Annotated in this window: 26 protein-coding genes; 10 read left to right on the top strand and 16 right to left on the bottom strand. The window is 71.1% G+C overall.

Going from position 1 to position 26,433, the window contains the following annotated elements; translation table 11 throughout:
* The first annotated feature begins 578 nt into the window (after nt 1-578).
* From ACFYWM_RS10950 to era, 3 genes are all read left to right on the top strand, one after another.
* The gene (locus ACFYWM_RS10950; RefSeq protein WP_389912029.1) at nt 579-1,166 is read left to right on the top strand and encodes a hypothetical protein; all 588 of its coding nucleotides are present in this window, start codon (nt 579-581) and stop codon (nt 1,164-1,166) included.
* 225 nt (nt 1,167-1,391) lie between these two features.
* Nucleotides 1,392-1,724, top strand: coding sequence for a cytidine deaminase (locus ACFYWM_RS10945; protein ID WP_329092017.1), 333 nt, complete (start codon nt 1,392-1,394; stop codon nt 1,722-1,724).
* 17 nt (nt 1,725-1,741) lie between these two features.
* On the top strand, nt 1,742-2,662 hold the full coding sequence (era, locus tag ACFYWM_RS10940) for a GTPase Era (protein ID WP_389912026.1): 921 nt from the start codon (nt 1,742-1,744) through the stop codon (nt 2,660-2,662).
* Nucleotides 2,663-2,676: 14 nt separating this feature from the next.
* On the opposite strand, the gene ACFYWM_RS10935 is transcribed toward era, so the two are convergent.
* The 6 genes from ACFYWM_RS10935 to ACFYWM_RS10910 all read right to left on the bottom strand — a co-directional run bounded on the left by ACFYWM_RS10935 (nt 2,677) and on the right by ACFYWM_RS10910 (nt 7,777).
* Entirely contained in the window at nt 2,677-3,420 is a 744-nt protein-coding gene (locus ACFYWM_RS10935) for an urease accessory protein UreD (RefSeq protein WP_389912024.1), read from the bottom strand.
* A 103-nt stretch (nt 3,421-3,523) separates the two neighbouring features.
* Complete coding sequence (gene ureG / locus ACFYWM_RS10930) at nt 3,524-4,192, bottom strand: urease accessory protein UreG (RefSeq protein WP_389912022.1); 669 nt, start codon at nt 4,190-4,192, stop codon at nt 3,524-3,526.
* A 45-nt stretch (nt 4,193-4,237) separates the two neighbouring features.
* The gene (locus tag ACFYWM_RS10925; protein ID WP_389912020.1) at nt 4,238-5,185 is read right to left on the bottom strand and encodes an urease accessory protein UreF; all 948 of its coding nucleotides are present in this window, start codon (nt 5,183-5,185) and stop codon (nt 4,238-4,240) included.
* Between the two features lie 225 nt (nt 5,186-5,410).
* A complete protein-coding gene (locus ACFYWM_RS10920) occupies nt 5,411-7,126 on the bottom strand; it encodes an urease subunit alpha (RefSeq protein WP_389912017.1) in 1,716 nt (571 codons plus the stop codon).
* The gene (locus ACFYWM_RS10915; protein WP_389912014.1) at nt 7,116-7,442 is read right to left on the bottom strand and encodes an urease subunit beta; all 327 of its coding nucleotides are present in this window, start codon (nt 7,440-7,442) and stop codon (nt 7,116-7,118) included. Before ACFYWM_RS10915 ends, ACFYWM_RS10920 begins: the two co-directional genes overlap by 11 nt.
* Before the next feature lie 32 nt (nt 7,443-7,474).
* The gene (locus tag ACFYWM_RS10910; protein WP_389912012.1) at nt 7,475-7,777 is read right to left on the bottom strand and encodes an urease subunit gamma; all 303 of its coding nucleotides are present in this window, start codon (nt 7,775-7,777) and stop codon (nt 7,475-7,477) included.
* Nucleotides 7,778-8,107: 330 nt separating this feature from the next.
* Here ACFYWM_RS10910 and urtA point away from each other — a divergent pair, with 330 nt between their 5' ends.
* The 7 genes from urtA to ACFYWM_RS10875 all read left to right on the top strand — a co-directional run bounded on the left by urtA (nt 8,108) and on the right by ACFYWM_RS10875 (nt 15,740).
* A complete protein-coding gene (urtA, locus tag ACFYWM_RS10905; RefSeq protein WP_389912009.1) occupies nt 8,108-9,343 on the top strand; it encodes an urea ABC transporter substrate-binding protein in 1,236 nt (411 codons plus the stop codon).
* 117 nt (nt 9,344-9,460) lie between these two features.
* A complete protein-coding gene (gene urtB, locus ACFYWM_RS10900; protein ID WP_389912007.1) occupies nt 9,461-10,327 on the top strand; it encodes an urea ABC transporter permease subunit UrtB in 867 nt (288 codons plus the stop codon).
* Nucleotides 10,324-11,433 (top strand): urea ABC transporter permease subunit UrtC, encoded by a 1,110-nt coding sequence (gene urtC, locus ACFYWM_RS10895; protein ID WP_389912004.1) that lies wholly within the window; start codon nt 10,324-10,326, stop codon nt 11,431-11,433. Before urtB ends, urtC begins: the two co-directional genes overlap by 4 nt.
* A complete protein-coding gene (gene urtD, locus ACFYWM_RS10890; protein WP_389912001.1) occupies nt 11,430-12,188 on the top strand; it encodes an urea ABC transporter ATP-binding protein UrtD in 759 nt (252 codons plus the stop codon). Before urtC ends, urtD begins: the two co-directional genes overlap by 4 nt.
* On the top strand, nt 12,166-12,855 hold the full coding sequence (urtE, locus tag ACFYWM_RS10885; protein ID WP_389911998.1) for an urea ABC transporter ATP-binding subunit UrtE: 690 nt from the start codon (nt 12,166-12,168) through the stop codon (nt 12,853-12,855). The genes urtD and urtE overlap by 23 nt, the downstream gene beginning before the upstream one ends.
* A gap of 126 nt (nt 12,856-12,981) precedes the next feature.
* On the top strand, nt 12,982-14,577 hold the full coding sequence (locus tag ACFYWM_RS10880) for a transporter substrate-binding domain-containing protein (RefSeq protein ID WP_389911996.1): 1,596 nt from the start codon (nt 12,982-12,984) through the stop codon (nt 14,575-14,577).
* A gap of 44 nt (nt 14,578-14,621) precedes the next feature.
* The gene (locus ACFYWM_RS10875) at nt 14,622-15,740 is read left to right on the top strand and encodes a hypothetical protein (protein WP_389911993.1); all 1,119 of its coding nucleotides are present in this window, start codon (nt 14,622-14,624) and stop codon (nt 15,738-15,740) included.
* Between the two features lie 111 nt (nt 15,741-15,851).
* Here ACFYWM_RS10875 and ACFYWM_RS10870 read toward each other — a convergent pair whose 3' ends face one another.
* The 10 genes from ACFYWM_RS10870 to ACFYWM_RS10825 form a co-directional block, all read right to left on the bottom strand.
* Entirely contained in the window at nt 15,852-16,097 is a 246-nt protein-coding gene (locus tag ACFYWM_RS10870) for a DUF2630 family protein (RefSeq protein ID WP_362677304.1), read from the bottom strand.
* A gap of 40 nt (nt 16,098-16,137) precedes the next feature.
* Nucleotides 16,138-17,886 (bottom strand): dihydroxy-acid dehydratase, encoded by a 1,749-nt coding sequence (gene ilvD / locus ACFYWM_RS10865; protein ID WP_389911989.1) that lies wholly within the window; start codon nt 17,884-17,886, stop codon nt 16,138-16,140.
* A complete protein-coding gene (locus ACFYWM_RS10860) occupies nt 17,883-18,875 on the bottom strand; it encodes an amidohydrolase family protein (protein ID WP_389911986.1) in 993 nt (330 codons plus the stop codon). Before ACFYWM_RS10860 ends, ilvD begins: the two co-directional genes overlap by 4 nt.
* Nucleotides 18,872-19,720 (bottom strand): fumarylacetoacetate hydrolase family protein, encoded by an 849-nt coding sequence (locus tag ACFYWM_RS10855; protein WP_389911983.1) that lies wholly within the window; start codon nt 19,718-19,720, stop codon nt 18,872-18,874. The genes ACFYWM_RS10860 and ACFYWM_RS10855 overlap by 4 nt, the downstream gene beginning before the upstream one ends.
* A gap of 219 nt (nt 19,721-19,939) precedes the next feature.
* Nucleotides 19,940-21,301 (bottom strand): hypothetical protein, encoded by a 1,362-nt coding sequence (locus tag ACFYWM_RS10850; RefSeq protein WP_389911980.1) that lies wholly within the window; start codon nt 21,299-21,301, stop codon nt 19,940-19,942.
* A 28-nt stretch (nt 21,302-21,329) separates the two neighbouring features.
* On the bottom strand, nt 21,330-22,094 hold the full coding sequence (locus tag ACFYWM_RS10845) for a DeoR/GlpR family DNA-binding transcription regulator (RefSeq protein ID WP_389911977.1): 765 nt from the start codon (nt 22,092-22,094) through the stop codon (nt 21,330-21,332).
* Nucleotides 22,094-23,095 carry a D-2-hydroxyacid dehydrogenase gene (locus tag ACFYWM_RS10840; protein ID WP_389911974.1) on the bottom strand — a complete coding sequence of 334 codons (1,002 nt, stop codon included), beginning with the start codon at nt 23,093-23,095 and terminating at the stop codon, nt 22,094-22,096. The genes ACFYWM_RS10845 and ACFYWM_RS10840 overlap by 1 nt, the downstream gene beginning before the upstream one ends.
* Before the next feature lie 5 nt (nt 23,096-23,100).
* Nucleotides 23,101-24,039: a carbohydrate ABC transporter permease gene (locus ACFYWM_RS10835; RefSeq protein WP_389911972.1), complete on the bottom strand. Its 939-nt coding sequence runs from the start codon at nt 24,037-24,039 to the stop codon at nt 23,101-23,103.
* Nucleotides 24,040-24,069: 30 nt separating this feature from the next.
* Complete coding sequence (locus ACFYWM_RS10830; RefSeq protein WP_389911970.1) at nt 24,070-25,035, bottom strand: carbohydrate ABC transporter permease; 966 nt, start codon at nt 25,033-25,035, stop codon at nt 24,070-24,072.
* Nucleotides 25,036-25,102: 67 nt separating this feature from the next.
* Nucleotides 25,103-26,425, bottom strand: coding sequence for an ABC transporter substrate-binding protein (locus ACFYWM_RS10825; protein ID WP_389911967.1), 1,323 nt, complete (start codon nt 26,423-26,425; stop codon nt 25,103-25,105).
* Between the last annotated feature and the right edge of the window lie 8 nt (nt 26,426-26,433).

The raw sequence follows: 26,433 nt of genomic DNA, 5'->3' as shown, positions 1-26,433 counted from the left end.
CCTGGCCCGGGATGTGCCCGGCGCGGGCGGAGCCGGGTGGGCGATCCGGTGGCCGATTCCGGCCGGTGACTCAAGGGATGACCTCGGCTGGACGATCTGAGCGGGCGATCCCGGTGGGCGGCTCGGGGCGGGCGGCGGGTGGGTGATCCTGGCAGGCGATCGGTTCCCAAGCCGTCCGCAAGCCTCCTGCAAGCGGGGCGCGCGATGCTTCTCTCACGGCACCTGGTCGCGCGGGAGCCGGTGGAGAAGGTCCCGGCGCCCGGAGGGGTTCGCGGTGCGAGGGACCGGCTTCAGGGGGAGACAGAGTCACGCAGGGCTCCGAGGCTGTTCTGCGTCACTCGCTCAAGGGTGTTCTCGACCGTGAAATGCGGTTGAGGACACCCTTAGGCGTTTATTGAATGATTGCCGCTTTTGCCGACGGGGAAGAAAGCGAGTCGGCGGGGACGGGACGCCTCGCTCATGACATCGGGGGAATGCTCATGGCGCGGGGAACGAGTTTTGTCGTTTTTGCGGTGTTATGTGGGCTTATATCGATTTTTTCGACCGGATGCGGCGATGAGGCGGGGTCCGACGGCGCCGTGGACCGCGCCGCGGAGCTGAGCCGGCTGCGAGGGGTGCTCAACGAGGCGCGGGACCTGCCGGACGGGTTCTCGGCCCGCCCGCGTGACGGCTGGCGCGTCCCGTTCCAGCCCGTCGACGAGGACTGCCGGCTCGTCCTCGACGCCGCCGGGGGCAGGCCGCCGAAACGGGCGCTGGGAGCGCGGGCCGCCGTGACCTACCAGGGCGACGGGGTCGGGGAACTGGCCGGGTTCGGCCTCGCCTCCTACGGAGGCGACGACGCCGCGCTCCACTTCGGCGAGCTCACCGAGGCGCTGGGCGGCTGCCCGGTCGCGCGGGCCCCCGTCGCGGGGCGCGGCACCGCCCTCAGGGTCTCCGACCTGGACCTGGGCTGGATCGGCGACGGGGTGCAGGCCAGGCGGCTGAACGGCAGGCTGAACGGATACCCGTACGAGATCCACCTGGTGTTCGCCCTCAGCGGTCACACCCTGATCTCGCTGGTGCACGCCGGGGTGAGGGACGTCGACGCCACACGTACCGGGCAGCTGGCCCGGCTGCTGGTCGAAGAGGTCGACAAGGTTGGCGAGGTCGGTGAGGTCGGCGCGTGAGGGGGGCGGAGGTCCGGCGGGACACCGTCTTGAGGAGGCGCGGGCCGGGCGGGGCCGCCGGGGCACCGCCTTGGGCGGGCAGCGCCGGGACGAGGCCGCCGGGTGCCTTCGCTCGGAGGGAGGCGCCGTACGGGCGAGGCCGCAGGGGTGCCTCCGGCCGAAGAGGGTCGCCGCATGGGCGAGGCCGGGTCGCCGTGGGGGCCGGGGGCTGAATACCCTTGTGCCGTGAGTGACGCGACCCTCGATCCCGAGGACAAGAAGATCATCGTGCTGGCCCGTTCCGCCCGTGCCCGCAACGGTGCCGCCGAGGGGGCCGCCGTGCGGGACGAGACCGGCCGGACCTACTCGGCGACCAATGTGGCGCTGCCGTCACTGACCCTGTCGGCGCTCCAGGTCGCCGTGGCGATGGCCGTGTCCAGCGGGGCGGAGTCGCTGGAGGCCGCCGCGCTGGTCACGGCGGGCGACGGCCCCTCCGACGCCGACACCCGGGCGGTCCGCGATCTGGGCGGCGAGACCGTGCTCGTAGCCGGTCCCGACGGGACACCGCGTCAGAGCTGAGCCCGTTATCGGCGACAATGGTTGACGTGAGTTCCTCAGCTGCTGATTTCCATGCCGGTTTCGCCTGCTTCGTCGGCCGGCCCAACGTCGGCAAGTCCACGCTGATGAACGCGTTGGTCGGCACGAAGGTGGCGATCACCTCTTCCAAGCCCCAGACGACCCGCCGGGCCATCCGCGGCATCGTGCACCGCCCCGACTCCCAGCTCGTCATCGTCGACACGCCGGGTCTGCACCGGCCCCGCACGCTCCTGGGCGAGCGGCTGGACAGCCTGGTGCTCTCCACCCTCACCGAGGTCGACGTGATCGGCTTCTGCGTGCCCGCCAACGAGCCCATCGGCAAGGGCGACCGGTTCATCGCGGAGAAGCTCGCGGGCGTCAAGAAGACCCCGGTGGTCGCCGTGGTGACCAAGTGCGACCTGGCGACCCGCGAGCAGATCGCCGCACAGCTGCTCGCGATCTCCCAGCTAGCCGAGTTCGACGACATCGTCCCGGTCTCCGCTCAGTCGGGCGAGCAGCTCGACGTGCTGGCCGACGTGCTGGTCCGGCGCCTCCCGGAGAGCCCGCCGCTGTACGAGGGCGGTCAGCTCACCGACGAGCCCGAGCAGGTGCTGGTGGGCGAGCTGATCCGCGAGGCGGCCCTGGAGGGCGTACGCGACGAGCTGCCGCACTCGATCGCGGTCGTCGTCGACGAGATGATGCCCAGGGAGGGGCGCGACGACCTCCTCGACATCTACGCGCACATGTTCGTCGAGCGCCCGTCCCAGAAGGCCATCGTGATCGGGCACAAGGGCTCCCGGCTCAAGGACGTCGGCAGCCGGGCCCGCCAGCAGATCGAGGCGCTCCTCGGCACCCGTGTCTACCTCGACCTGCGCATCAGCGTCGCCAAGGACTGGCAGCGCGATCCCAAGCAGCTCCGCCGCCTGGGTTTCTACGACTGACGGCCCGGCCCGCCTCAGGGGTGGTTCTGCGGCCGAGGGCCCGTCCCCTCAAGGGTGGTCGCCTCCTCTCCGTCCCGGAGCCGCCGCCGCAGCTCGACGGCGTCGCGGCCGAGCGCGGAGACCAGGGTGCCGGGGCCGGCCAGGGGAAGGACGGCCCAGCCGTCCCCGACCACCGTCTCCGGCGCCCGCCCGGTGAGCAGGGTGCTGCCCACGCCGCGGGCGTCGCCGTAGACGGCCGGGCTGCCGTCGATCAGGGGGTCGCCCACCACGAACTCCTGGCGGAGCAGCGGCGTCCCGTCGAGGACGGCGTCGAAGCGCGAGTGGCACCGTCCGGGCCGCTCGCCGTACCGGCCGAAGACGATCTCCTCGCGCCAGAACACCCGCGCGTCCTCCGCCAGGTCCAGCCGGACGACCATGCGGTGCTGGCAGCCGGCCGCGAGCACCGTCGGTTCGGGCGCGAACCGCAGCGAGGCGCCCGCGCCGACCCTGGCGGTGATCGTCATCACCGACTCGGCCCCCGTGGAGCCGGGCAGCACCAGCGTGCTCGCCACCGATCGCACCTCCAGCGCGGTACCGGGCGCCACCTCGACGTCGAGGGCCAGGTCGTCGCCGCCCAGCGGGCCCGCCGCGGTGGACACCAGGTGCACCCGGCCCGGCGCGGTCGCCCGCAGCGTGAGCGGCGGGCCGGACCGCATCGTGGCGAGGACGGTCCGGCCGCCGGGGTCCCGCCGGGTGACGATCGCCGCCCGCGCCCTCATCGACCGCCGCCCGACCGGCCTCGGTCGTACGGACCGGGTAAGCGCGGGGGAGTCGTCGTGGACGGGCACGGGGGCAGGGGCGGGGTCGGTGGCGGGCATGGGATCAGGCGTTGGAGTGCTCGTGGGCCCAGGAGGAGACCAGGCCGGTGACCCAGTCGGAGACCGCGTGCGCGCTCGGGTCCTCCCTGATCGAGGTGAACAGCACGGGCCTGCCCTCACGTACGGCCGCCGCGTCGCGCGACATGACCGTGAGGTCCGCGCCGACCATCGGGGCCAGGTCGGTCTTGTTGATCACGAGCAGGTCGGCCGTCGTCACGCCGGGGCCGCCCTTGCGCGGGACCTTGTCGCCGCCAGAGACGTCCAGCACGAAGATCTGCCGGTCGGCCAGGCCCCTGCTGAAGGTCGCGGTGAGGTTGTCCCCGCCGCTCTCGACGATCACCAGGTCGAGCGGGCCGAACCGTTCCTCCAGGGTCTCCACCGCGTCGAGGTTGGCCGCGATGTCGTCGCGGATGGCGGTGTGCGGGCAGCACCCGGTCTGCACGGCGACGATGCGCTCCGGGTCGAGCACGCCCGCCCTGCGCAGGAAGTCGGCGTCCTCGGTGGTGTAGATGTCGTTGGTCACCACGCCCAGGCGCATCGAGGAGCCGAGCGTCCGGCACAGGGCCGCGGTCAGCGCGGTCTTGCCGCTGCCGACGGGCCCTCCGATGCCCAGGCGCAGCGCTCGTCCGTGGGGGTCGGCGGCGTGGTGGTGGTCGTCGTGGTTGGCGCCCATGGGGGTCACCGTCCTTCCAGATGGTCGTCAGGGTCGTCAGGGTCGTCAGGAGACGAAAAGCCTCAGATCTGCGCGGATGTGCTGTTCGGCGAGCAGGTCGAGCGCGGGGGCGGCGTGCGCGGGCAGTGATTCCCACGACTCCCACGACTCCCACGACTCCCACGATTCCCGCGACTCGTGTGACTCCCATGGTTCCCGCGAGTGCGGGGCCTTCCCGGTGGGGACGGTGGCCGCGACCCTTTCCAGGGCCGGGGCGAGGTCGGCGAGCAGGCGGTGGACGGCGACCGGGTCGAGGCCCAGCAGCCGCACCGCCGCCGTGGCGGGTCCGGTGACGGAGGTGTACGCCGCCGCGAGGGCGGCCTCGGCGGGGGAACAGCCCGCCACGGCCGCCACCGCGCCGAGCGCGAGCGGGTGGTGGGCGCCCTGGGACACGGCCCCGGCCAGCGTGTCGAGCACCGGGGAGGGCCAGATCCTGCGCGAGGTCCGCAGCAGCAGCCTGCCCTGCGTGCGGCTCGCCTCCCGCTGGGCGGGGGAGGAGATCCTCGCGTCGGCCTCCGCGTCCAGCCGTACCCACTCGGAACGGTCGGAACGGCTCGTCTCCGGGCGGGAGGACGAGCCGTTCGCGGGAGTGGGCGTGGGGGCGGGGGCGGGACTGTGTGCGGGAGCGGTGCCGTTCGCGGAAGCGTGTGTGGGAGCGGGAGCGGTGCCGTTCGCGGGGATGACGTCGTTCGCCCGTGCGGGAGCCTCCGCCGGTGGGGCGCTCGACGGGGGCGGGAGGTTCGCGGAGAGGTGGGCCGCTCCGAGCTCGCAGGCCGCGGCGGCGAGGGCGGCCGTCACCAGGCCCGCGGTGGCCAGGCGGCCCCGCAGGAAGGCGGCGAGACCGGGAAGGTCGCGGATCGCGCCGATCCTGACCGCCTCCTCGGCGCCCCCGGAATGGCCGTGCCCCCCGGCGGGCAGCCGGGAGTCGGCCAGGAGCAGCAACGCGGCGTTCATGCGCTACGGGTCTCCTTTCGGCTGGACGGGACCGGCTCCGGATGGGACCGGCTCTGGACGAGGTCGGCTGGGCGGGGCCTGCTCTGGCCTGGACCGGCTCCGGGCGGGACCTGCTGGACGGGACGAGGTTGGACGGGACCGGTTCCGGGCGGGACCTGCCGGACAAGGCGTGGGACGGCGCGGTGGTCGGCCGAGAACCGGTCGGAACGGCCGGTCGGGCGGCGGTCAGAACAGGAAGTAGCGCTGGGTCATGGGCAGGGTCTCGGCGGGGGCGGGTTCGATCACCTCGCCGTCGACGCTGACGGCGAAGGTGTCGGGGTGCACGTCGATCCAGGGCATCGCGTCGTTGAGCGGCATGCTCTCCTTGCCCCTGCGGCGGACGTCGGCCACCGGCAGCAGGCGCCTGCGTACGGCCAGGCGGTCGGCGAGGCCGTCCTCGATCGCGAGGGGGGCGACGAAGTGGACGGAGGTGGCGGCGGCGGTGACCGGGGCGGCGCCGAACATCGGGCGCGGCATCACCGGCTGCGGGGTCGGGATGGAGGCGTTGGCGTCGCCCATCTGGGCGTACGCGATGACCCCGCCCTTGACCACCAGGTCCGGTTTGACGCCGAAGAAGGCCGGGTCCCACAGGACCAGGTCGGCCAGCTTGCCGGGCTCCACCGAGCCGACCTCGCCGTCCAGGCCGTGGGCGACGGCCGGGCAGATCGTGTACTTGGCGACGTAGCGCCGGGCGCGGAGGTTGTCGGCCGGGCCGTCGCCGGGCAGCGCGCCCCGGCGGCGCTTCATCACGTGCGCGGTCTGCCAGGTACGGATGATCGTCTCGCCCACCCGTCCCATCGCCTGGGAGTCCGAGCCGATCATCGAGATCGCGCCCATGTCGTGCAGGATGTCCTCGGCCGCCATCGTGGACGGCCGGATCCGGGACTCGGCGAACGCCAGGTCCTCGGGGATGGACGGGTTGAGGTGGTGGCAGACCATCAGCATGTCGAGGTGCTCGTCGAGCGTGTTGACGGTGTGCGGGCGGGTCGGGTTGGTCGAGGACGGCAGGATGTTGCCGTAGGAGGCGACCTTGATGATGTCCGGCGCGTGGCCGCCCCCCGCTCCCTCGGTGTGGTACGCGTGGATCATCCGGTCGCCGATCGCCGCCAGCGTCGACTCCACGAACCCGGCCTCGTTGAGGGTGTCGGTGTGGATGGTGACCTGGGTGCCGGTGGCGTCGGCGACCGAGAGGCAGGCGTCGATGGCGGCGGGGGTGGTGCCCCAGTCCTCGTGCAGCTTGAACCCCGAGGCCCCGGCGCGGAGCTGTTCGAGCAGGCCCTCGCGGCTGACCGTGTTGCCCTTGCCGAGCAGTGCGACGTTGATCGGGTAGGAGTCGAGCGACTCCAGCATCCGGGCGAGGTACCAGGTACCGGTGACGGTGGTGGCCTTGGTGCCCTCGGCGGGCCCGGTGCCGCCGCCCACGATCGTGGTCACCCCGGCGGAGAGGGCCTCGTCGAGGATCTGCGGGCAGATCAGGTGGACGTGGGAGTCGATCGCCCCGGCGGTCAGGATCTTCCCGTTGCCCGCGAGGATCTCGGTCGAGGGACCGATGACCAGGTCGGGGTGGACGCCGTCCATGGTGTCGGGGTTCCCGGCCTTGCCGAGGGCGACGATGCGGCCGTCCCTGATCCCGATGTCGGCCTTGACCACGCCCCAGTGGTCGAGGATCACCGCGCCGGTGATCACCAGGTCGGGCGAGCCCTCGGCCCTGGTGGTCCTGGCCTGGCCCATCGACTCCCTGATGACCTTGCCGCCGCCGAAGACGGCCTCGTCGCCCGCTCCCGAGGGGCCCATCGACAGGTCCTCGGTGACCTCGACGAACAGGTCGGTGTCGGCCAGCCTGATCCGGTCGCCGGTGGTGGGGCCGTAGAGCGCGGCGTAGCGGGATCGTTCAACGAACACGGGGGCTCCCGTCGAGAGGTCCGGCCCACTCGGGACGGAGGCCGGGCACGATCCGCAGCCCGCCGATCGGCACGAGGGTGACGTCGCGCTCCACGCCGGGCTCGAAGCGCACCGCGGTGCCGGCCGGGACGTCGAGCCGGGTGCCCCAGGCGGCCTGACGGTCGAACTCCAGGCCGGGGTTGCACGCGGCGAAGTGGTAGTGCGAGCCGACCTGGATCGGCCGGTCGGCGGTGTTGACGACGCGGACGGTGACGCGCTCGCGGCCCGGGTTGAGCGGGACGGGCGTGTCGCCGTACTGGATCTCACCGGGTGTCATCGGCGTTCACCGTTCCTGGGTGCGGCGGGTTCTCACGGGATGGGGTGGTGGACGGTGACGAGTTTGGTGCCGTCGGGGAAGGTGGCCTCGATCTGGACCGACGACAGCATCTCCGGCACGCCCTCCATGACGTCGTCACGGGACAGCACCTCGCGGCCCGCGTCCATCAGCTCGGCGACGGTGCGCCCGTCCCTGGCCCCCTCCATGAGGAAGGACGCGATGATCGCGGTGGCCTCGGGGTGGTTGAGCCGGAGGCCCCGTGACCTGCGGTCGCGGGCGACACCGGCGGCGACGTGGATGAGCAGGCGTTCCTGCTCGTGTGGTGTGAGCCGCATTCCCGGACCATAGGAACCGGCGGTTTCCATGATGTTGCACGTCGATGTCGTGCCGGTTTCCAGGTGCCGCGAGTGGTGCGAACGGGAGAAAAGTGCTTGTCGGGGCGCTCTTTTCCTCGGGTGTGCCGACACATCCCAGAACGGATGTCACGAAATTTGGTGATTTGTCGGGATAAAAGGGGTCTGGTTTGCGCGGAGCCATGTCCTGTCACGGCGGTGAAATCCCGGTAAAGCGCAATTAACAATCGCGAACTAGGCGGGAAACCTCACTCAGTCACCTTGACGGCAGATAGATCGGTGCGGGGGCCGTACCGGCAAGGAGGAAAGTCATTGAGGAACACAGCATGGCGCTCCGGAGTCGCCGTCGTGGCGCTGGCCGCGGCGCTGGCCGCCTGCGGAGGCGAGGCCCCTGCGGGCACGGACGCGGCCTCCGCCGGAGGCGGTGAGGACGGCATCAAGGTCGGCATCCTGCACTCGCTCAGCGGCACCATGGCCATCAGCGAGGTCACCGTCAGGGACTCGGAGCTGCTCGCCATCGAGGAGATCAACGCCGCGGGAGGCGTGCTCGGCAAGAAGCTGATCCCCGTCGTGGAGGACGGCGCGTCCGACTGGCCCACCTTCGCGGAGAAGGCCACCAAGCTCATCCGCCAGGACAAGGTCGCCACCACCTTCGGCGGGTGGACCTCCGCCAGCCGCAAGGCGATGCTGCCGGTGTTCGAGCGGAGCAAGGCCCTGCTGTGGTATCCGGTCCAGTACGAGGGCCTGGAGAGCTCGCCGTACATCTTCTACACCGGCGCGACCACCAACCAGCAGATCATCCCCGGCCTCGACTACCTCAAGGAGCAGGGCAAGAAGAAGATCTTCCTGGTCGGCAGCGACTACGTCTTCCCGCGTACCGCCAACAAGATCATCAAGGCGTACGCGGCGGCGAACGGGATGGAGATCCTCGGCGAGGAGTACACCCCGCTCGGCCACACCGAGTACAGCACGCTGACCAACAAGGTCGTCCAGGCCAAGCCGGACGCCGTCTTCAACACCCTCAACGGTGACAGCAACGTCGCCTTCTTCAAGCAGCTCAACAGCGCCGGGGTCACCGCCGAGGAGATGCCCGTCCTGTCGGTGAGCGTCGCCGAGGAGGAGGTCAAGGGCATCGGCGTCGACAACATCGCCGGGCACCCCGTCGCCTGGAACTACTACCAGACCACCGAGAACCCGGCCAACGAGAAGTTCGTCGCCGCGTTCAAGGCCAAGTACGGCGCCGACAAGGTGACCTCCGACCCGATGGAGGCCGGCTACAACGCCGTCTACCTCTGGGCCGAGGCCGTCAAGAAGGCCGGGTCCGTCGAGGTCGAGGCCGTGAGGAAGGCCGCCGGGGGCATCGCCCTGGAGCGTCCCGAGGGCCTGGTCACCATCGACGGCGAGAACCAGCACATGTACAAGACGGCCAGGATCGGCGTGATCCAGCCCGACGGCCTCATCAAGGAGGTCTGGAACTCCGGCGAGCCGATCAAGCCCGACCCCTACCTCAAGGGCTACCCCTGGGCGAGCGGCCTGGCGGACGGCTGACCCCTCTCGGACCGGCTCCGGACCGGGCCGTGACCAGATCACGGGCAGCACCGTGACGCACCCACAATGCGGCACGGCCCGCTCCGGAGCCACACACTCGTAGGAAGGGGACCTTCGGTGGAGGCGTTTCTCAACCAGCTCCCGATCGGCCTGTCCATCGGCGCCGTACTGCTTCTCATCGCCCTCGGCCTGACGTTCACGTTCGGCCAGATGGGCGTGATCAACATGGCCCACGGCGAGTTCATCATGGCGGGCGCGTACACCGCCTACCTGCTCCAGGACCTCACCGGCCGGATGGCCGTGATCGTCGCGCTGCCCGTCGCCTTCCTGGTGGCCGGGCTGATGGGGCTCATCCTGGAACGGACCGCGATCCGGCACTTCTACGGACGCCCGCTCGACACCCTGCTGCTCACCTGGGGCGTCAGCCTCGTATTGCAGCAGCTCGCCCGCGACCTGTTCGGGGCGCCCAACGTGCAGGTCCAGGCGCCCACCTGGCTGCAGGGCGGCATCGCCTCCCTGCCGTACAACCGGCTGTTCATCTTCGGCCTGGCCATCGCGACCGTCGTCGGCATCTGGGCGTACATGAACCGCACCGGCCAGGGGCGGCGGATGCAGGCGGTGATGCAGAACCGGCAGCTGGCCGCGGTGAGCGGCATCAACACCGCGCACGTGGACCAGCGCACCTTCTTCATCGGCTCGGGTCTGGCCGGGGTCGCCGGCGTGGCCCTCACCCTCATCGGCCCCGTCGGGCCCGCCCTCGGCACCTACTACATCGTCGACGCCTTCCTGGTGGTCGTCGCCGGGGGGCTCGGCCAGCTGCGCGGCGCCGTCATCGCCGCCGCGGGGCTCGGCCTGCTCAACTCCTACGCGGAGTTCTGGAGCGACGCGAGCCTGGCGAAGGTCATCGTGTTCGCCGCGATCATCGCCTTCCTCCAGTTCCGGCCGCAGGGGCTGTTCGTACTCCGATCGAGGGCTCTGACATGAATCTCGCACGCCTCAGGGGGCCCGGGGTCTTCGCGGTGGTGGCGGTGCTGGCCCTGGTGGTCGCGCCGCTGCTGCTGGAGCCCTTCCGCCTCGGCCTGCTGGCCAAGTATCTCTGCTTCGCGATCATCGCCCTGGGCATCGGGCTGGCCTGGGGGCAGGGCGGCATGCTCGTCCTGGGCCAGGGAGTGTTCTTCGGGCTCGGCGGCTACGCCATGGCCATGCACCTGAAGCTGGTGGACGCCCAGGGCGACCTGCCCGACTTCATGGTGTGGAGCGGGGTCGAGCAGCTGCCCGCCCTGTGGAAACCGTTCGCCAACCCGGTGTTCGCGCTGGTCATGGTCGTCGCCGGGCCGATGCTGATCGCCACGGTGCTGGGCCTGCTGGTGTTCAGGCAGCGGGTGCGCGGCGCGTACTTCGCGATCCTCACCCAGGCGCTCGCCGCCGCGTTCGTCATCCTGCTCGTCGGCCAGCAGGGCCTGACCGGCGGCACCAACGGCCTCACCAACTTCTACGACCTGTTCGGCCAGGACCTGGCGGCCGACTCGACCCAGCGCGGCCTGTACTTCGCGGTCGCGATCGTCACCGGGCTGCTCTATCTCGGCGCCCGCCAGCTGGTCAACAGCCGCTTCGGACGGCTGCTCGTCGCCGTCAGGGACGGCGAGGACCGCGTCAGGTTCCTCGGGTACGACCCGGCCAGGGTCAAGACCGTCACGTTCGCGCTGTCGGCGGGCATGGCCGGGCTCGCGGGGGCCATGTTCGTGCCCGTGGTCGGCATCATCTCGCCCGCGCTGCTGGGCGTGGTGCCCTCCCTCGAACTCGTCGTCGCGGTCGCGGTGGGCGGCAGGTTCGCGCTGGCCGGGGCGATCCTCGGCGCGGTTGTGATGGGGTACGCCAAGACGTCGTTCAGCGAGCAGTTCGCCGACGGCTGGCTCTACCTGCAGGGCGCGCTGTTCATCCTCGTCATGACCCTGGCCCCCAAGGGGATCCTCGGCGTGGCGGCGTCCGCGCGCGACGCCTGGGCGAGGAGGCCGGGGCGCCGTACGGACCCCGAACCGCCGCCGCCCGCGGAGGCTCCCGGTACGAGAGTCATGGAGGAGGTGGGATGAGCCCGATGATCGAGGTACGCGGGTTGTCGGTGGTCTTCGACGGCTTCCGCGCCATCGACGGCATCGACCTGACGGTGGAGAAGGGGGAGCTACGCTTCCTGATCGGCCCCAACGGGGCGGGCAAGACCACGCTCGTCGACGTCATCACCGGCCTCACCCGGCCGACCACCGGCGAGGTCGTCTTCGACGGGCACAGCCTGGCCGGCCGGCGGGAGCACCAGATCGTCCGGCTCGGCGTCGGGCGGACCTTCCAGACCTCGGTGGTCTTCGAGGAGCTCACCGTCCTGGAGAACCTCGACCTGGCGGCCTCCTTCCGCCGCCCGCTCTGGTCGCTGGCCCGGCGCAGGCGGGGCGTCTCCGACGCCGTCGCCGAGGCGCTGGAGACCACCGGCCTGAGGGAGCTGGCCGACCGGCCCGCGGGGGTCCTCTCCCACGGGCAACGGCAGTGGCTGGAGATCGGCATGCTGCTCACCCAGCGCCCCAAGCTGCTCCTGCTGGACGAGCCGGTGGCCGGGATGTCCAAGGACGAGCGGGAGCGCACCGGCGAGCTGCTGACGTCCGTGGCGACCGACCACACGGTGATCGTGATCGAACATGACATGGAGTTCCTGCGCAGGTACGCCTCGCAGGTCACCGTCCTGCACGAGGGCAAGGTGCTGATCGAGGGATCGGTCGACGAGGTCCGCGACGACCCTCGCGTGCAGGAGGTCTATCTCGGAAGGAAGCGCAGCGATGCTGTCGGTACGGGAACTTGACGCCGGGTACGGCCGGGCCCGGGTGCTCTTCGGGGTATCCCTGGAGGTGGAGCCCGGCCAGCTGATGTGCGTGATGGGCCGCAACGGGGTGGGCAAGACCACCCTGCTCAACACGGTGATGGGCGTGCTGCCCGCTACCGCGGGGACGGTCACCTTCGAGGGGCGCGACGTGACGCGCCTGCCGCCCCACGAGCGGGTCCGGCTCGGCATGGCGTACGTCCCCCAGGGGCACGAGACCTTCCCGCAGCTCAGCGTGCTCGGCAACCTCCAGGTCACGCTGGAGGCCGCCAAGGGGCCGCAGGAGGCGCTGGAGGAGGCCCTGGAGACCTTCCCGCGGTTGAAGCCGCTGCTCAAGCGGCGTGCCGGGTTCCTGTCCGGAGGGCAGCAACAGCAGCTCGCCATCGCCCGCGCCCTGGTCACCCGTCCCAAGCTGCTCATCCTCGACGAGCCCACCGAGGGCATCCAGCCGTCGATCATCATCGAGATCGAGGAGGCGATCGAGCGGCTGCACGCCACGGGGCTGTCGCTCCTGCTGGTCGAGCAGTACCTGGACCTGGCGCTCCGGCTCGCCGATCGCTTCCTCATCCTCGACGCCGGGCACGTCGTCCACTCGGGGGCGGCCGAAGAGCTGCGTGGGGAGGAAATTCACCACCTTCTTGCTGTATGACCCTTAAAGCTCCGAATCGGACTTTTCATATCAAGAAGGCGGCATTTGATCACTTCTTGATGAAGGGGCTCCCGCCGTGGGTGATGACGACATAGCCTGCCCAGAAAAGCGGAGTCCGGGGGTGTCATGGCGAAGGAACCTGCGGACGGTGAGAAGCGGCCGGAGGGGGTGTCCTCCCCTCCGGAGACTTCCGAGTCTCCGAAGGCTCCCGAGTCTCCCGAACGGCGAGGCCGGTCTTCCCGCAGGGAGACCGGCTCCTCCCGTGAGACCGGCTCTCCTCGCGAGGAGTCTCGTGCGGAGACCGGAGGCCCGGCCGGTGACGCGTCCTACCGGCGATCCGGCGAGCAGCACGAGCGCGACCGGTCCGAGCGCGACCGCCGGGACGATGACCGATACGACCCCGACGAGCGGTCCGAGCGCGATCGGCCGGGGGACGACAGGCGCGGGCGCGGGCGGCCGTCCCACGGGCCGTACGAGCGCGATCGCCGGGACGACCGGTACGACCGGTACGACCCCGACGGGCGATACGAGCGCGATCGCCGGGACGACGACCGGTACGACCCTGACGGGCGGTCCGACAACCGGTACGAGCGCGACCGGTGGGACGACGACCGGTACGACCGCGATCCGCGTTCCGAGGACGCCCACCCCGGAGCGCCGGTAAGCCCGCCCAGGCCGTCCGGACGGTCCGGGCCGACCGGTCCGCCCGGACCGTCGGGCCCGCCCCGCCGCCGCCGGTTCCGCCGCTTCCGGCTGGCCGCCTGGATCGCGCTGGTCCTCGCCGCGGTCGTGGTCGGGGTGTCCGTCGCGTGGGTGAGCGGGCCTCCCACCGAGGCCGAGCTGCGGGAGAAGGCGGGGCTCCTCAACAAGGACAGGCTCCTGGTCGGCGTGAAGGAGGACACCCCGGGCATCGCGCTGCGCAAGCCGGGGGAGACCGGGTTCAACGGCTTCGACATCGACATCGCGTACATGATCGCGGCGGATCTGGGCTTCCGGCCCGACCAGGTCGACTTCCTGTCCATCGAGAGCGAGGACAGGGCGCGCATGCAGGCGCGCGACACGGACGGCGCGTTCGTCAAGGTCGACCTCGTGGTGGCGACCTTCAGCGTGACGCCCGAGCGCAGGACCGACCCCTCCGTCGGCTTCTCGACGCCCTACCTCTACACCGAGCAGTCGGTGGTGACCAGGGCCGACTACCCCGACGACAACGTCGCCTCCCTGGGGCAGCTCGAGGGCGAGAGGGTCTGCTCGCTCGGCGCCTCGACCTCCCTGGTCGAGCTGAAGAAGGCGATCAAGGTCGATCCCATCGCGGAGCTCCTGATCAGCAAGTGCGTCGACCGCCTCGCGGACGGCCTGCCGGCCAACCGGGCGGCCGACGCGGTGACCACCGACGCGGCCCTGCTGGCCGGGTTCGTCGCGGAACCGGGAAGGAAGCTGCGCCACCACGACATCGCGCTGGAGAAGACGGAGATGTGGGCGGTCAACGCGGGTTCCAACGGCGCGCTGCGCACCCTGGTCGACCTCGCCCTCTACCGCTCCTACGCCGATCCGGACAACAAGGAGTGGGAGGAGGCGTACGAGAAGCACATCCGGCCGTTGCTGGCGGCGAACCCGGGGGTGGACGTGGCGCAGGCGCGGCAGCCGTGCGCGCTTCCTCCAGAGGTGCGCCGCTGGCCGTGGGAGCGGACCCTCCCCGTCCAGGATTGCCCCTCCGCCCCTTGAGGCCCGATCCCTTGAGGCCCGATCCCTTGAAACCCGGCGCGCGGGTGAGGGACGCGCCGAGGAACCAGGAGTGGTTCCTCACGCTGCTGCCGGTGTTCCCGATCGTCCTGCTGGTGATGCGGCTGTGGTACGCCAGCAAGCAGGACACCCAGACGCTGCTCCTGCTCGTGCAGACCATCAGCCCGCTGGGCCTGCTGAGCGCGGTCCTGCTGACCACGGTGTGGGTGCTGCCCGTCGTCGTGGTCGGCGGCAGGCTCCTCGGCACCCTCCACTGGATCAGCACGGGCCGCTCCTCGTGGCTGGTGCACAGCGCCCAGCGGCTGCCCGGCTGGGTGGTGGTCCTCGCCGTCGCGATGGGCGTGTGCACCTGGCAGCTGCGCTTCCTGCCGACGCTGGCGATGCTGTCACTGGCCCTGCTCGGGCTGACCGTGCGCGAACGGTTCCCCGACCACGAGGAGCTGCGGACCACGTTCTGCTACGCGCTGCCGGTGATCGCCGCCGTGCTGTCGTACGTCCTGCTGTGGCCGGCCATCGTCTCCGCGTTCACCGCGCGGGACATGGCGACCGCGATCCTGCTGACGCTGCCCCCGGTGTTCGCGGCGCTGCTCACCGGCCCGGTGCCCGAGGCGCCCGCCAGGGTGCTGACCCACGGCATCGCGATCGGGATGGCGGTGTTCACGCCGTTCCTGGTCGGCGTGGTCGTGATGAGGGCGCCGATCCTGCCGCTGGTCGCCATGCAGATCACCCTGGAGAAGCCGGTCGAGGAGAGGTCCGCGGAGGTGGTCGTGGGCTACATGGTCGCCAGCGACGACCAGATGACCACCGTCCTGAAGCGTGACGGGGTCGTGGAGTTCATCCGGAACGACCGGCTGCAGTCGAAGGTGCTCTGCCCCGACCCCGGCGAGGTGCCCAGGACGTGGGTGAACCTGCACGGCTGGTACGTCGAGCACAGCGTGATCTCCTGGCTCGCCCCGGTCTCGCAGCGGGCCCCGGCCGACCCGCGCTGCGAGGGCCGTCCGGCCGGGGAGGCCGACCCTGTCTCCCCGGAGCCGAGCCCTTCCCCTTCCCCGTCTCCTTCTTCGTCCCTGTCCCCGAGCCCGACCCCGGCCGGATCTTCGACCCCCGCCGGGTCTCCGTCTCCGGCCGGAGCGCGCGGCGGGTGAGTCCCGGTGCGGCGGCCAGGTCGTGCCGCGGGCAGGTGGAGGTGACGAGGAGCGGTGCGAGGCGGCGCGGTCAGCCCACGACCTCCCGGAGGGAACCTCCGGGGCGGGCGGTCACTGACGGTAGTCCTCGACCTCGTCGATCGGGCGGGGGGCCGCCGAGTCGGGGTCCTCGCCGAACTCGCGGCGCGCCCGGCGCTGCCTGAGCAGGTCCCAGGCCTGGTCGAGGGCCTCCTCCAGCTGCTTGATCCGGTTGTTCTCCTCGTGGGAGGAGATCGAGTGCGAGCCCAGCTTCGCCCGGAGCTCCCGCTCCTCGGCGATCAACTCGTTGATGTGGGCGAGGATGTCGCCGTCCCTCATGTCGGTTCCCCCTGTCGCGGTGCCTCTGGACTGTATCCAATCAGCAGGTCACCGCACCGTCGGAGGCCGACCCGACGACGGCGGCGTACTTGGCCAGCACCCCGCGCTCCACGACGCGGTCCGGGCGGCGCCAGGCGGCCCGCCTGCGGGCCAGCTCCTCGTCGCCGACTTCCAGGTCGAGCCGGTTCGCGGCGGAGTCGACGACGACGGTGTCGCCGTCACGGACCAGCGCGATCGGCCCGCCGTGGTGCGCCTCCGGGGCGACGTGCCCGATGACCAGGCCGTGGGAGACGCCGCTGAAGCGGCCGTCGGTGACCAGGGCGACCGAGTCGCCCAGCCCCTGCCCGACGAGCGCCCCGGTGATCGAGAGCATCTCCCGCATCCCGGGACCGCCGGCCGGCCCCTCGTAGCGGACGATGACCACGTCGCCGGGGACGATCAGGCCCTCCTGGATCGCGGCGAAGCACTCCTCCTCGGAGTCGAACACCCGGGCCGGGCCCTCCCGGCGGAAGTCGGGGCGGCCGCCGAGCTTGAGGACGCAGCCGTCCGGGGCGAGCGAGCCGCGCAGGATCGCGAGCGCCCCCGGGCCCTTGACCGGCTCGGCCACGGTGGTGACCACCCGCTGGCCCGGCGTCTCGACGGCGTCCTCGGCCACCTGGGCCAGGGTGCGGCCGTCGACCAGGGTGACGTCCTCGCGCAGCAGCCCGGCCTCGCGCAGCCGCCGTGCCACCAGCGCGGTGCCGCCCGCCCGCCACAGGTCGGCGGCGGTGTGCGAGCCGCTGGGCTTGAGACCGGCCACGATCGGCACCCGGCGGCAGACCTCCCCGATGTCGTCGATCCGCAGCGGCAGGCCCGCCTCGCGGGCGATCGCCAGCAGGTGCAGCACCGCGTTCGTCGAGCCGCCCATCGCGGCGACCGCGACGAGCGCGTTGTGCAGCGCGCCCTCCGACAGCACCGTGGACGGCCGGGCGCCCCGGGCGAGCGCGCCCATGGCGATCTCCCCGGCGCGCCGGGCCGCCTCGTTCTTCTCCTCCGCGACGGCGGGGATGTCACCGATGCCGAACGGCGCCAGGCCGAGGAAGTCGGCGATGCCCGCCATGGTGTTCGCGGTGTACTGGGCGGCGCAGGTGCCGGCGCCGGGACACGCGTGCCGCGCGAGGTCGTCGACGTCCTCGGCGGACATGCGGCCCACCGCCCGCTCGCCGAGCGCCTCCCACATGTCCTGGATGGTGACGTCCCGGTCGCGCCAGCGGCCGGGCATCATGCTGCCGCTGTAGAGGACCACGGACGGCACGTCCAGCCGGGCGATCGCCATGATCGCCGCGGGGACGGTCTTGTCGCAGCCCACGACGCAGACCAGCGCGTCGAAGCCGTGGGCGCGTCCCATCAGCTCGATCGAGTCGGCGATCACCTCCCGGCTCACCAGCGAGGCCCGCATGCCCGGCGTGCCCATGGTGAGGTTGTCGGAGACCGCGATCGTGTTGAACTCCATCGGGGTGCCCCCGGCCCGCCGCACGCCCTCGGCGACGTGCGCCGCCAGCTCGCGGTGGGTGAGGTTGCACGGCATGGTGCCGGTCCAGGTGGAGGCGATGCCCACGACCGGGCGGCGCATCTCCTCGTCGGTCAGGCCCATGGCGTACAGGTGGGAGCGCGCGGGCGCGCGGTCGGGGTCGTCGGCGATGCCCGTGCCGGTGTTCACGGGGATGTCCGTGCCGGTGTTCACGGGGATGTCCGTGCCGGTGTTCACGGTCGTGTCGGTGCCGCTGCCTGTGCCTGTGCCTGTGTTCATGCCGCGTCCTTTCTGCCGGTGGCCACGCCGGGCAGGTCGAGGCCGAGCAGCCGGGCGGCGTTACCCGCCATGATCAGTTGCCGGTCGTCGGGCGAGAGGTTCAGCTCGTCCATCACGCGCACCTGCTCGTCGGCGTACTGCGTGATGTATCCCCACGGGAAGTCGCACGAGTCGGTGCCGAAGACGATCCGCTCGGGACCGAACGTCTCGTGGAAGCGCCGGAACAGGTCCTTCACCGTGAGCTCGTACGGCATCCAGCGGGTCCACTCCTGGTTGCTGGAGGTGTCGACGTGCACGTTGGCGTTGGCCCAGCCCAGGCGGAGCAGCTCCCCGGGGTAGCCGCAGCCGAAGTGGGCGACCACGAAGTCGACCGTGGGGAAGGCCTTGGCCACGTCGTGCAGCGCGGTCGGGTCCATGTTGGGGGCGTGGCCCATCCCGCCGCCGCCGTTGACCGGCCCGAAGTGCGTCACCACGGGCAGGCCGTACTCCTCGCAGACCTCCCATACCGGCCAGAGCGACCGGTCGGCGAGCGGGACGGTCACCCACGGCGCGATGACCTTGTAGCCCGACAGCCCCAGCTCCGTCGCCGCGCGGCGCAACTCGGCGGCGGCGCCGGGGGAGCAGGGCTGGTGGTTGGCGAAGCCGAGGAAGCGGCCCGGATGGGCGGCGACGACCCCGGCCAGGCGGTCGTTGCCCCCGCCGCTCATGAACACCACGCGCTCCAGGCCCGCCGCGTCGGCCTCCGCGCGCCAGGCGGCGGCGACCTCCTCGGTGGAACGGGTCTCGGGGCCGGTGGGCGGGAGGGTGCGGGCGCGGCGGACCCGCTCGTGGTAGCCGGCGGCGTTCTGCCGCAGCCGCGAGAGCTTGGCCGGGCCGCAGACGTGCTCGTACTCGGCGTCGAGGCGGTCCTGGGTGGGCTCCTCGCCGGGGAAGTGGCAGTGGAAGTCGATCGCCGGGAGCCCCCACCGGCTGACGCGGGCCTCGCTCACGCGAACCTCACCGTGTTGCGCAGCGTGCCGAGACCCTCGACCTCGACCTCCACCACGTCGCCGTCCCCGAGCCAGAGCTGCGGGGTGCGGCCCATGCCCACGCCGTACGGGGTGCCGGTGGCGATGACGTCGCCGGGGTTGAGCGTCATGTAGCGCGACAGGTAGGAGATGATCTCGGGGATCTTGAAGATCATCTCTCCGGTCGAGCTGTCCTGGACTGTCTCGCCGCCGACCCGCGCGGAGATCGCCAGCGCGTGCGGGTCGGCGACCTCGCCGGGGGTGGTGATCCACGGCCCGATCGGGCAGAAGCCGTCGAAGTTCTTGCCCCTGAACCACTGGCCGTCGGCGAACTGCGCGTCGCGGGCCGACACGTCGTTGACGATGGTGTATCCGAAGACGTGGTCCATGGCCTCGGCGGCGCCGACGTCCCGCGCGGGCTTGCCGATCACCACGGCCAGCTCGGCCTCCCAGTCGAGCTGCGCGGTCGCCCCCTGGGGGACCACCACGTCCTCGTACGGCCCCACGAGGGTGTGCGCGGTCTTCACGAAGGAGAGCACGCGCTCGGGCGTGTCGAGGCCGGTCTCACGGATGTGGTCGGCGTAGTTGAGACCGATGCAGACGATCTTCTGGGGGGCCGCGAGCGGGCTGAGCAGCGTGACCTCGGACAGGGGCAGCGGGTCGGCGACCGGGGCCAGGACGGACGGGTCGGCGCCGTCGGCGATGAGGTCGCGCACCGCGTCGGCCATGAACCGGGGCGCCTCGGCCGCGACGGGCACGGCCAGGTCACCGTCGATCCGCGCGGCGAACACGGCACCGTCGGCGCGTTGGATACGGGCGATACGCACGTGATTCTCCTAATTCGGGCATGGTGGGCCGGGGCTCCGGCACGATCGCCGGAGCCCCGGTTCCCGGCGGGGTCGCCGGTGGGGCTCCCGGGGAGGGCTTCGCGGGACAGCCGGTAAGGTCCCCGGCGGGGTTCCCGGCCGAGGTCCGTGGCGCGATCCGCGCCGGGATTTCCGGTAAAGCTCGGGGCGGGGGAAGCGCCGCGGACCGGACGACGGGCGTCAGGCGAAGGCGGGCAGGAAGCGTTTCTGGGCGGTGAGGAGCGCGTCGGTCAGCTCGGCCGCCGCGCGGGAGTCGGTCACCGCGCCGTCGGCGATCACGGCCTCCACCGCGAGGTCGCGGTCGCCGGTCATCGCCGCCTCGACACCGAGGTAGACCGAGGACAGCCGCCGGGCGAGGATCGCGGTGAGCGGGGCCGACAGGTCGGGGACCGACACCGGGCGCAGGCCGCGGGCGGTGGCCACCCCCGGGATCTCCAGGGCGGCGTCGTCGGGCAGGCCGGGCAGCGCGCCCCGGTTGGGGACGTTCACCGAGAACATCTCGCGCCGGTCGAAGACGATGGAGCGGATGATCGCGATGAGCTGCTCCTGCTCGCCGGTGGACCGCTCGAAGATCGTTTCGTCGAGCGGCGCCTCACCCATGGCCTGGGCGCGCATCGACAGGTAGCGCTGCTCGCCCCACTCCAGGATCTCCGAGACCGAGAAGGCGTCCACGCCGAGCTTCTTGCCGTAGTAGTCGCCACCGGCCCAGCGCTCGGGGAAGAACTCCAGCACGTGACGGTCGTTGGCGGCAGGGTAGGCGCCGTAGCGCCGGAAGATCTCCCAGGAGAACGGGTTGTGCCACGCCTTCCCGTTCTCCCAGATCGAGCCGATGTCCCCCGGCTCGGCGGGCACCGCCAGCTCCCGGTCGACGCGCTCGCGCACGCCGGGCCAGGCGTCGGCGCCGGCGTGCCGGAAGTCGTAGATGAATGTGAGGTGGTTGATCCCGGCGTACAGCGTCGAGGTCTCCTCGAACGGCAGCCCGGCGAACGCCGCGAGCTCCCGCTGCACGTGGTGCATGCCGTGGCACAGGCCGACGACCTCGACACCGGCGTACTTCGTCATGGCCATGACGTTGGCCGTCATCGGGTTGCTGTAGTTGAAGAAGTGCGCCCGCGGCGCCAGCGCCCGGATGTCGCGGGCGATCTCCACCATCACCGGCACCGTGCGCAGCAGGCGGGAGATGCCGCCGGGCATGACCGAGTCGCCGACCGGCTGGAAGACGCCGTGCTCCACGCAGATCTCGTGGTCGGCCTGCCAGGCCGGGCGGCCGCCCACGCCGACGCAGGTCACCACGTAGTCGGCGCCCGGCAGCAGGTCCCGCCGGTCGGTCGAGGAACGCACGGTGATCTTGTCGTGGGCGCCGCGCGCCTCGATCATCAGCTCGGCGAGCCTGGTCGCGACGGAGAGCGCCTCCTCGTTGACGTCGACGAGGCGGATCTCCCAGGCGCCGAGGTCGTCGGCCGAGATGAGGTCGGCGAGCAGGCCGCGGGTGAACACCGCGCTGCCCGCTCCGATCAGCACCAGAACGCGAGGGTGGGTCATGAGGTGGAGAACTCCGATCTGAGCCTGTCTAGGCCTGGATGACGACGATGTCGCGGGCTCGCAGCGCCGCGACCGCCTCCGCGGGCGCGTGGGCGTCGGTGACCACGGTGCCGATGCGCGACACCGGCGCGATCCGCACCGCGCTGCGCTGGTCGAACTTGCTGTGGTCGGCGAGGACCACGAGGTGCCGGGCGGCCGCGATCATGTTGCGGTCGGTCTCGGCCTCGGCGAGGTGGGCGCCGAGCATGCCGTACTCGGGATCGAGCCCGTAGGCGCTGAAGAAGGCCCGGTCGATGTGGATGTCGGCGAGGGCCTGGGTGGTCAGGTGGCCGAGCAGGGAGAGCTCGACGTTGCGCAGCAGCCCGCCCAGCACGAGGACCTGGACGTCCTCGGTGGTGGTGCCGATCCCGTGGGCGATGGCGATCGAGTTGGTCACCACGGTGATGTCGGGCACCGAGGCCAGGTAGGGGACCATCTGGGCGGTGGTGGAGCCGCCGGTGAGCAGGATGGTGCTGCCCGGTTCGACGAGCCCGACCGCCTCCTGGGCGATGCGGTGCTTCTCCTCCAGGTGGCGGACGGCACGCTCCATGATCGAGATCTCGGCCGACTCGGCGCCGACGGCGATCGCACCGCCGTGCACGCGGCGCAGCAGGCCGCGCTCGTCCATCTCGTCGAGGTCGCGCCGGACCGTCGAGACGCTGACGCTCAGCAACTCCGCCAGGTCGTCGACGCTGACCGACCCGTTGTCGCGCACGTAGTGCAGGAGCTTGCTTCTGCGCTTCTCGCTCAGCATCAGTAACCGGCCTTTCTGTCCACCAGGTTCAGGAGAGGCTCCCCGGCGATCAGACGGCGCAGGTTCTCGGTGAAAAGCGTGCGGACCTGATCGTGGTAGCCGGGCGCGAATCCTGCCACGTGCGGGGTGATCAGAACATCACTTTCACGCCAGAAGGGGCTGCTCTCCGGGAGCGGTTCCTCGGCGAAGACGTCGAGGGCGGCGTAACCGAGCCGGCCGGAGCGCAGCGCGGCCAGCATCGCCTCCTCGTCGACGACCCCGCCGCGGGCCGCGTTGATCAGCACGGCCCCCGGCTTGAGCCGGTCGAACGCCTCGGCGTCGAGCAGGTGGTGGGTCTCGTCGGTGTGCGGGACGGTGAGCACGACGTAGTCGGAGCGGGCCAGCAGCGAGTGCAGCCCCTCCGGGCCCGTCACCTCGGCGGGGGCCTCCCCGGCGGAGTCGCTGAACCGCTCGCCCTCGCGGGGCAGGCCGCGCCGCATGCCGATCACCCTCATCCCGAAGGCGTGGGCGAGCCTGCCGATCTCCTTGCCGATCCGGCCGTAGCCGACCACGCCCACCGTGGAGCCGGGGATAGGCCGGGGCATCAGGCGGTTCCAGCGGTAGTTGAGGTCGGGCCAGTGCGAGCGGCCCTGCAGGCCGATGATCTCCGGCAGGTGGTGGGCGTGCGCCAGGATCATCATCAGGACGTACTCGGCGAGGGGCTTGGGGGAGACGCCCCCGATTGTGGTGATCGGGATGCCGGAGGACCACAGCTCGGTGCCCTTCACGTGGTCGCACCCCGAGGTGTCGAGCTGCACCCAGGACAGCCGAGGCGCCTGCGCGCCGGTGGGGAAGGCGGTGTTGGTGTAGAGGACGTCGGTGCGGGCCAGCAGCTCGGCGGGGATCTCCCCGGCCGAGGCCGCCAGGTGCTTGTAGACGGTGACGCCGGGGGAGACGGCGGCCACCTCGGCGAGCCAGGCGTCGTCGAAGTCGAGCGTCACGCAGACATTGATCATTTTCATTCCCGTCACCTGATGCCCGAGCGGGCCATGCCCTCGACGAAGTGGCGCTGGAAGAGCGCGAAGACCACGAGCATGGGGATCATCGACACCAGCGACATGGCCATCAGCGCGCCGTAGTCCTGGCCGTACTGGTTCTTCAGGAACAGCAGGCCGACCTGGAGGGTGTAGCTCTCGGGGTCCTTGAGGACGATCAGCGGCCAGGCGAACTCGTTCCAGCGCCACATGAAGGTGAAGATCACCAGCACCGCGATCAGCGGACGGCAGAGCGGCAGCACGATCTGGCGGAAGATCCGCATCTGCCCCGCCCCGTCGACCTGGGCCGCCTCGATCAGCTCGTCCGGGATGGCCATCATGAACTGGCGGGCCATGAACAGCCCGAACGCCTCGGCCAGCCGCGGCAGGATCACCCCCCAGTCGGAGCCGATCAGCCCGAAGTCGACCACCAGCTGGAACTGCGGCACCATCACCACCTGCACCGGCACCATCAGCGTGCTGATGACGAGCAGGAAGAGCACGTCGCGGCCGGGGAAGCGGAGCTTCGCGAAGGCGTACCCGGCCATCAGGTTGATCACCACGGTGAGCACCACCGCGCCCACCGCGATCGTCAGCGAGTTGAGGATCCAGGTGGGGTAGGGGAACTTGGCCCACGGGCCGGTGAAGTTGGCCCAGTTCAGGGAGGTCGGCCACAGGTGCAGCTCCGAGCCGCGCAGGTCGGCCGGGGTGGACAGCGCGGTGACGACCATCCAGTAGACCGGGAAGAGCATCGCGATCGCGCCGGTCACCGCGAGGGCGAGCCGCAGGCGCGCGGTCCGGCGCTCTCTCGCCGTGACCATCGGGTCCCGCTCCTTTCCCGGCCTGGGTCCGGGGGGCCGGTGCCGTTGTGTGGTGGTGACCATCGGGTCTCGGTCCTCCGTGCGGCTGTCGTGGGCGTTCAGTGCCGCCATGACGGTCTCCTCACGCGATGTCACGCGATGTCATGCGATGTCCCTGCGGCGGTTGACCCGCCACTGGACGACGGTCATCACCAGCACGATCAGGTAGAGCAGCACGCCGATCGCCGAGGCGTAACCCTGCTGGCGCTGCTCGAAGCCGGTGGAGTAGGCGTAGGTGACGAGCATCGTGGTGGAGTTTCCCGGGCCGCCGCCGGTCATCACGTAGACGATGTCGAAGACCTGGAAGGAGTTGATGATCCCGATCACCACCAGGAAGAAGGTCGTGGGCGCCAGCGAGGGGATCGTGATCGACCGCAGGGTCTGCCACCAGGAGGCGCCGTCGCAGCGCGCCGCCTCGTAGACCTCCCGGGGGATGCCCTGCAGCGCCGCGAGGTAGACGACCATGTTGAAACCCAGCCCGATCCAGAGGCTGACCAGCACCAGCGAGATCATCGCGGGCAGGCCCTCCGACTGCCAGGGCACCGGCCCCAGGCCCACCGCGCCCAGCAGCTCGTTGACGATCCCCAGGTCCTCGTTGAACATCCAGGCGGCGATGAGGGCGCTGCTCACGCCCGAGATGACCGCGGGCATGTAGTAGATCGCCCGGACCAGCCCCCGCGCCGGCATGCTCCGGTTGAGCAGCAGCGCCGCGCCCAGCCCCGCCACCAGGCAGAGCGGGACCGACAGCGCCGTGTAGAGGGCCGTGTTGGCCAGCGCCTCCCAGAAGATCGAATCCGCCAGGATCTCGCGGTAGTTCTCCAGGCCGATGAACTTCGCGATGCCGAAGCCGCTGGTCTTCTGGAGGCTGATCCAGAAGATCCTGACCAGCGGCCAGAACATGAACACCGCGAAGACCACCAGGGCGGGGCCGGCGAAGGCCAGTCCCGTGATCGCCTCGCGGACCTTCCTGGTCCGCAGGAATCCGTGGCCGTCGCCGGGGCGGGGGGTCCTCCCCGCGCCGGGCCCGGCGGCCGGGCCCGGCCTCGCCGGGCTGCTCACCGATGTCATCTGCCTTGGGCCTCCTCAGCCGGTCACGCCGGATCGGGTCGAGTGTCGAACCGGGTCGAACGCCGAATCAGGCGGAGATCGCCTTCTGGATCGACTGGGAAAGCGCGCTCAGCGTGTCGTCGGCCGACTGGCCGCCGGTGAAGTGCGCCTCCAGGTGCTGGACCAGCGAGTCGTTGACGGCGGCGAAGCCGGAGAGGGTCACCAGCTTCACCAGGTCGGACGGCATGGTCGTCGCCTGCTGCTGGAAGATCGGCATCAGCTCCGCGGAGACGGCGTAGTCGAGCGTGGCCGAGGCCAGGTCCTTGCGCGAGGGCAGCACGGTGGTCTTCTCGCAGAACAGCTTCATGTTCTCCGGGGTGACCAGGAACTTGGCGAACGCGGCCGCGGCGTCGGGGCTCTTGCTCTGCGTGGTCACCACGACGGCGTTGCCGCCCAGGTCGGACGCCGCCCCGCCGGCTCCGCGCGGCAGGAAGGTCGCGCCGTACTCCATGCCCTTGGCCCTGGTGCCGATGTCGGGCAGCAGGAAGTCGCCGACGAACGCCATCGAGATCTTCCCTGAGGGGAACACCAGGTCGGGGGTGTTGGAGGTCTTGACGATCATGTTCTTCGGCATCAGCGCCCTGTCGTAGAACGACTTGGTGAAGGCGAGCGTCTCGCGTGCCTGCGGGGAGTCGAGGACGACGCTCTTGCCGTCGGCCGACAGCACCCTGCCGCCCGACTGCCAGAGCCAGTTGAACCAGCGGAAGGCGCCGTACTGCTGCCAGTTGACGCCGAAGGGGGCGCCGCCCGGGTTCGCGGCCTTGAGCCTCTCGGCGACCTCGATGAACTCCTCCCAGGTCCACGCGGTGTCGAGCGTGGAGGGCACCTCCTTGATGCCGGCCTTGGCGAAGTGGGCCTTGTTGTAGAGGACCGCGGAGGTGTCGGTGTGGTGCGGCACCCCGTAGGGCTTGCCCTCGTACTGGACGCCGGCCCACAGCGCGTCGATGAACTGCGCGCCGTCACTCCCGACCGTGGCGCTCAGATCCTGCAGCACTCCCTGGGAGCTGTAGATGCCGATGTCGTTGTAGGTGACGCGGAACAGGTCGGGCCCCTGGCCCGACTGCAGCCTCGCGTCGAGGGTGGGACGCATCTGCTCGTACGGCAGCTGCTCGACCTTGATCTTCGTCCCGGCGTTCTGCTGCTCGAAGGCCCGGGCGATGGAGTTGAAGGCGCCCATCTCGGCGTCCGAGCCCCAGACCGAGAAGGTGAGGGTGCCGGTCGGGGCTCCCGCGCCGCCCGCTGGGGAGGAGGGGGAGGAAGAGGCGCCGCACGCCGCGAGTGCGCCGGTGGCGGCCGCGCCGACCACCGTGGTGCCTGCCGCGCGCAGGAGCTGGCGACGGTTGAGTTGCATGGGCTCTC

This window comes from Streptosporangium sp. NPDC002721 (assembly GCF_042888905.1).
GTDB lineage: Bacteria > Actinomycetota > Actinomycetes > Streptosporangiales > Streptosporangiaceae > Streptosporangium.
This window is presented reverse-complemented; position numbering and strand designations above follow the sequence as displayed.

Excerpts from the sequence above, each read along its gene's own strand:
- ACFYWM_RS10825 (WP_389911967.1), bottom strand. The coding sequence starts at position 26,425 with ATGCAACTCAACCGTCGCCAGCTCCTGCGCGCGGCAGGCACCACGGTG.
- ureG (WP_389912022.1), bottom strand. The coding sequence starts at position 4,192 with ATGGGCGCCAACCACGACGACCACCACCACGCCGCCGACCCCCACGGA.
- ACFYWM_RS10835 (WP_389911972.1), bottom strand. The coding sequence starts at position 24,039 with ATGGCGGCACTGAACGCCCACGACAGCCGCACGGAGGACCGAGACCCG.
- ilvD (WP_389911989.1), bottom strand. The coding sequence starts at position 17,886 with ATGAACACAGGCACAGGCACAGGCAGCGGCACCGACACGACCGTGAAC.
- urtC (WP_389912004.1), top strand. The coding sequence starts at position 10,324 with ATGAATCTCGCACGCCTCAGGGGGCCCGGGGTCTTCGCGGTGGTGGCG.
- urtE (WP_389911998.1), top strand. The coding sequence starts at position 12,166 with ATGCTGTCGGTACGGGAACTTGACGCCGGGTACGGCCGGGCCCGGGTG.
- ACFYWM_RS10830 (WP_389911970.1), bottom strand. The coding sequence starts at position 25,035 with ATGACATCGGTGAGCAGCCCGGCGAGGCCGGGCCCGGCCGCCGGGCCC.
- ACFYWM_RS10925 (WP_389912020.1), bottom strand. The coding sequence starts at position 5,185 with ATGAACGCCGCGTTGCTGCTCCTGGCCGACTCCCGGCTGCCCGCCGGG.
- ACFYWM_RS10840 (WP_389911974.1), bottom strand. The coding sequence starts at position 23,095 with ATGAAAATGATCAATGTCTGCGTGACGCTCGACTTCGACGACGCCTGG.
- ACFYWM_RS10935 (WP_389912024.1), bottom strand. The coding sequence starts at position 3,420 with ATGAGGGCGCGGGCGGCGATCGTCACCCGGCGGGACCCCGGCGGCCGG.
- ACFYWM_RS10915 (WP_389912014.1), bottom strand. The coding sequence starts at position 7,442 with ATGACACCCGGTGAGATCCAGTACGGCGACACGCCCGTCCCGCTCAAC.
- era (WP_389912026.1), top strand. The coding sequence starts at position 1,742 with ATGGTTGACGTGAGTTCCTCAGCTGCTGATTTCCATGCCGGTTTCGCC.
- ACFYWM_RS10870 (WP_362677304.1), bottom strand. The coding sequence starts at position 16,097 with ATGAGGGACGGCGACATCCTCGCCCACATCAACGAGTTGATCGCCGAG.
- ACFYWM_RS10845 (WP_389911977.1), bottom strand. The coding sequence starts at position 22,094 with ATGCTGAGCGAGAAGCGCAGAAGCAAGCTCCTGCACTACGTGCGCGAC.
- ACFYWM_RS10880 (WP_389911996.1), top strand. The coding sequence starts at position 12,982 with ATGGCGAAGGAACCTGCGGACGGTGAGAAGCGGCCGGAGGGGGTGTCC.
- urtD (WP_389912001.1), top strand. The coding sequence starts at position 11,430 with ATGAGCCCGATGATCGAGGTACGCGGGTTGTCGGTGGTCTTCGACGGC.
- ACFYWM_RS10850 (WP_389911980.1), bottom strand. The coding sequence starts at position 21,301 with ATGACCCACCCTCGCGTTCTGGTGCTGATCGGAGCGGGCAGCGCGGTG.
- ACFYWM_RS10910 (WP_389912012.1), bottom strand. The coding sequence starts at position 7,777 with ATGCGGCTCACACCACACGAGCAGGAACGCCTGCTCATCCACGTCGCC.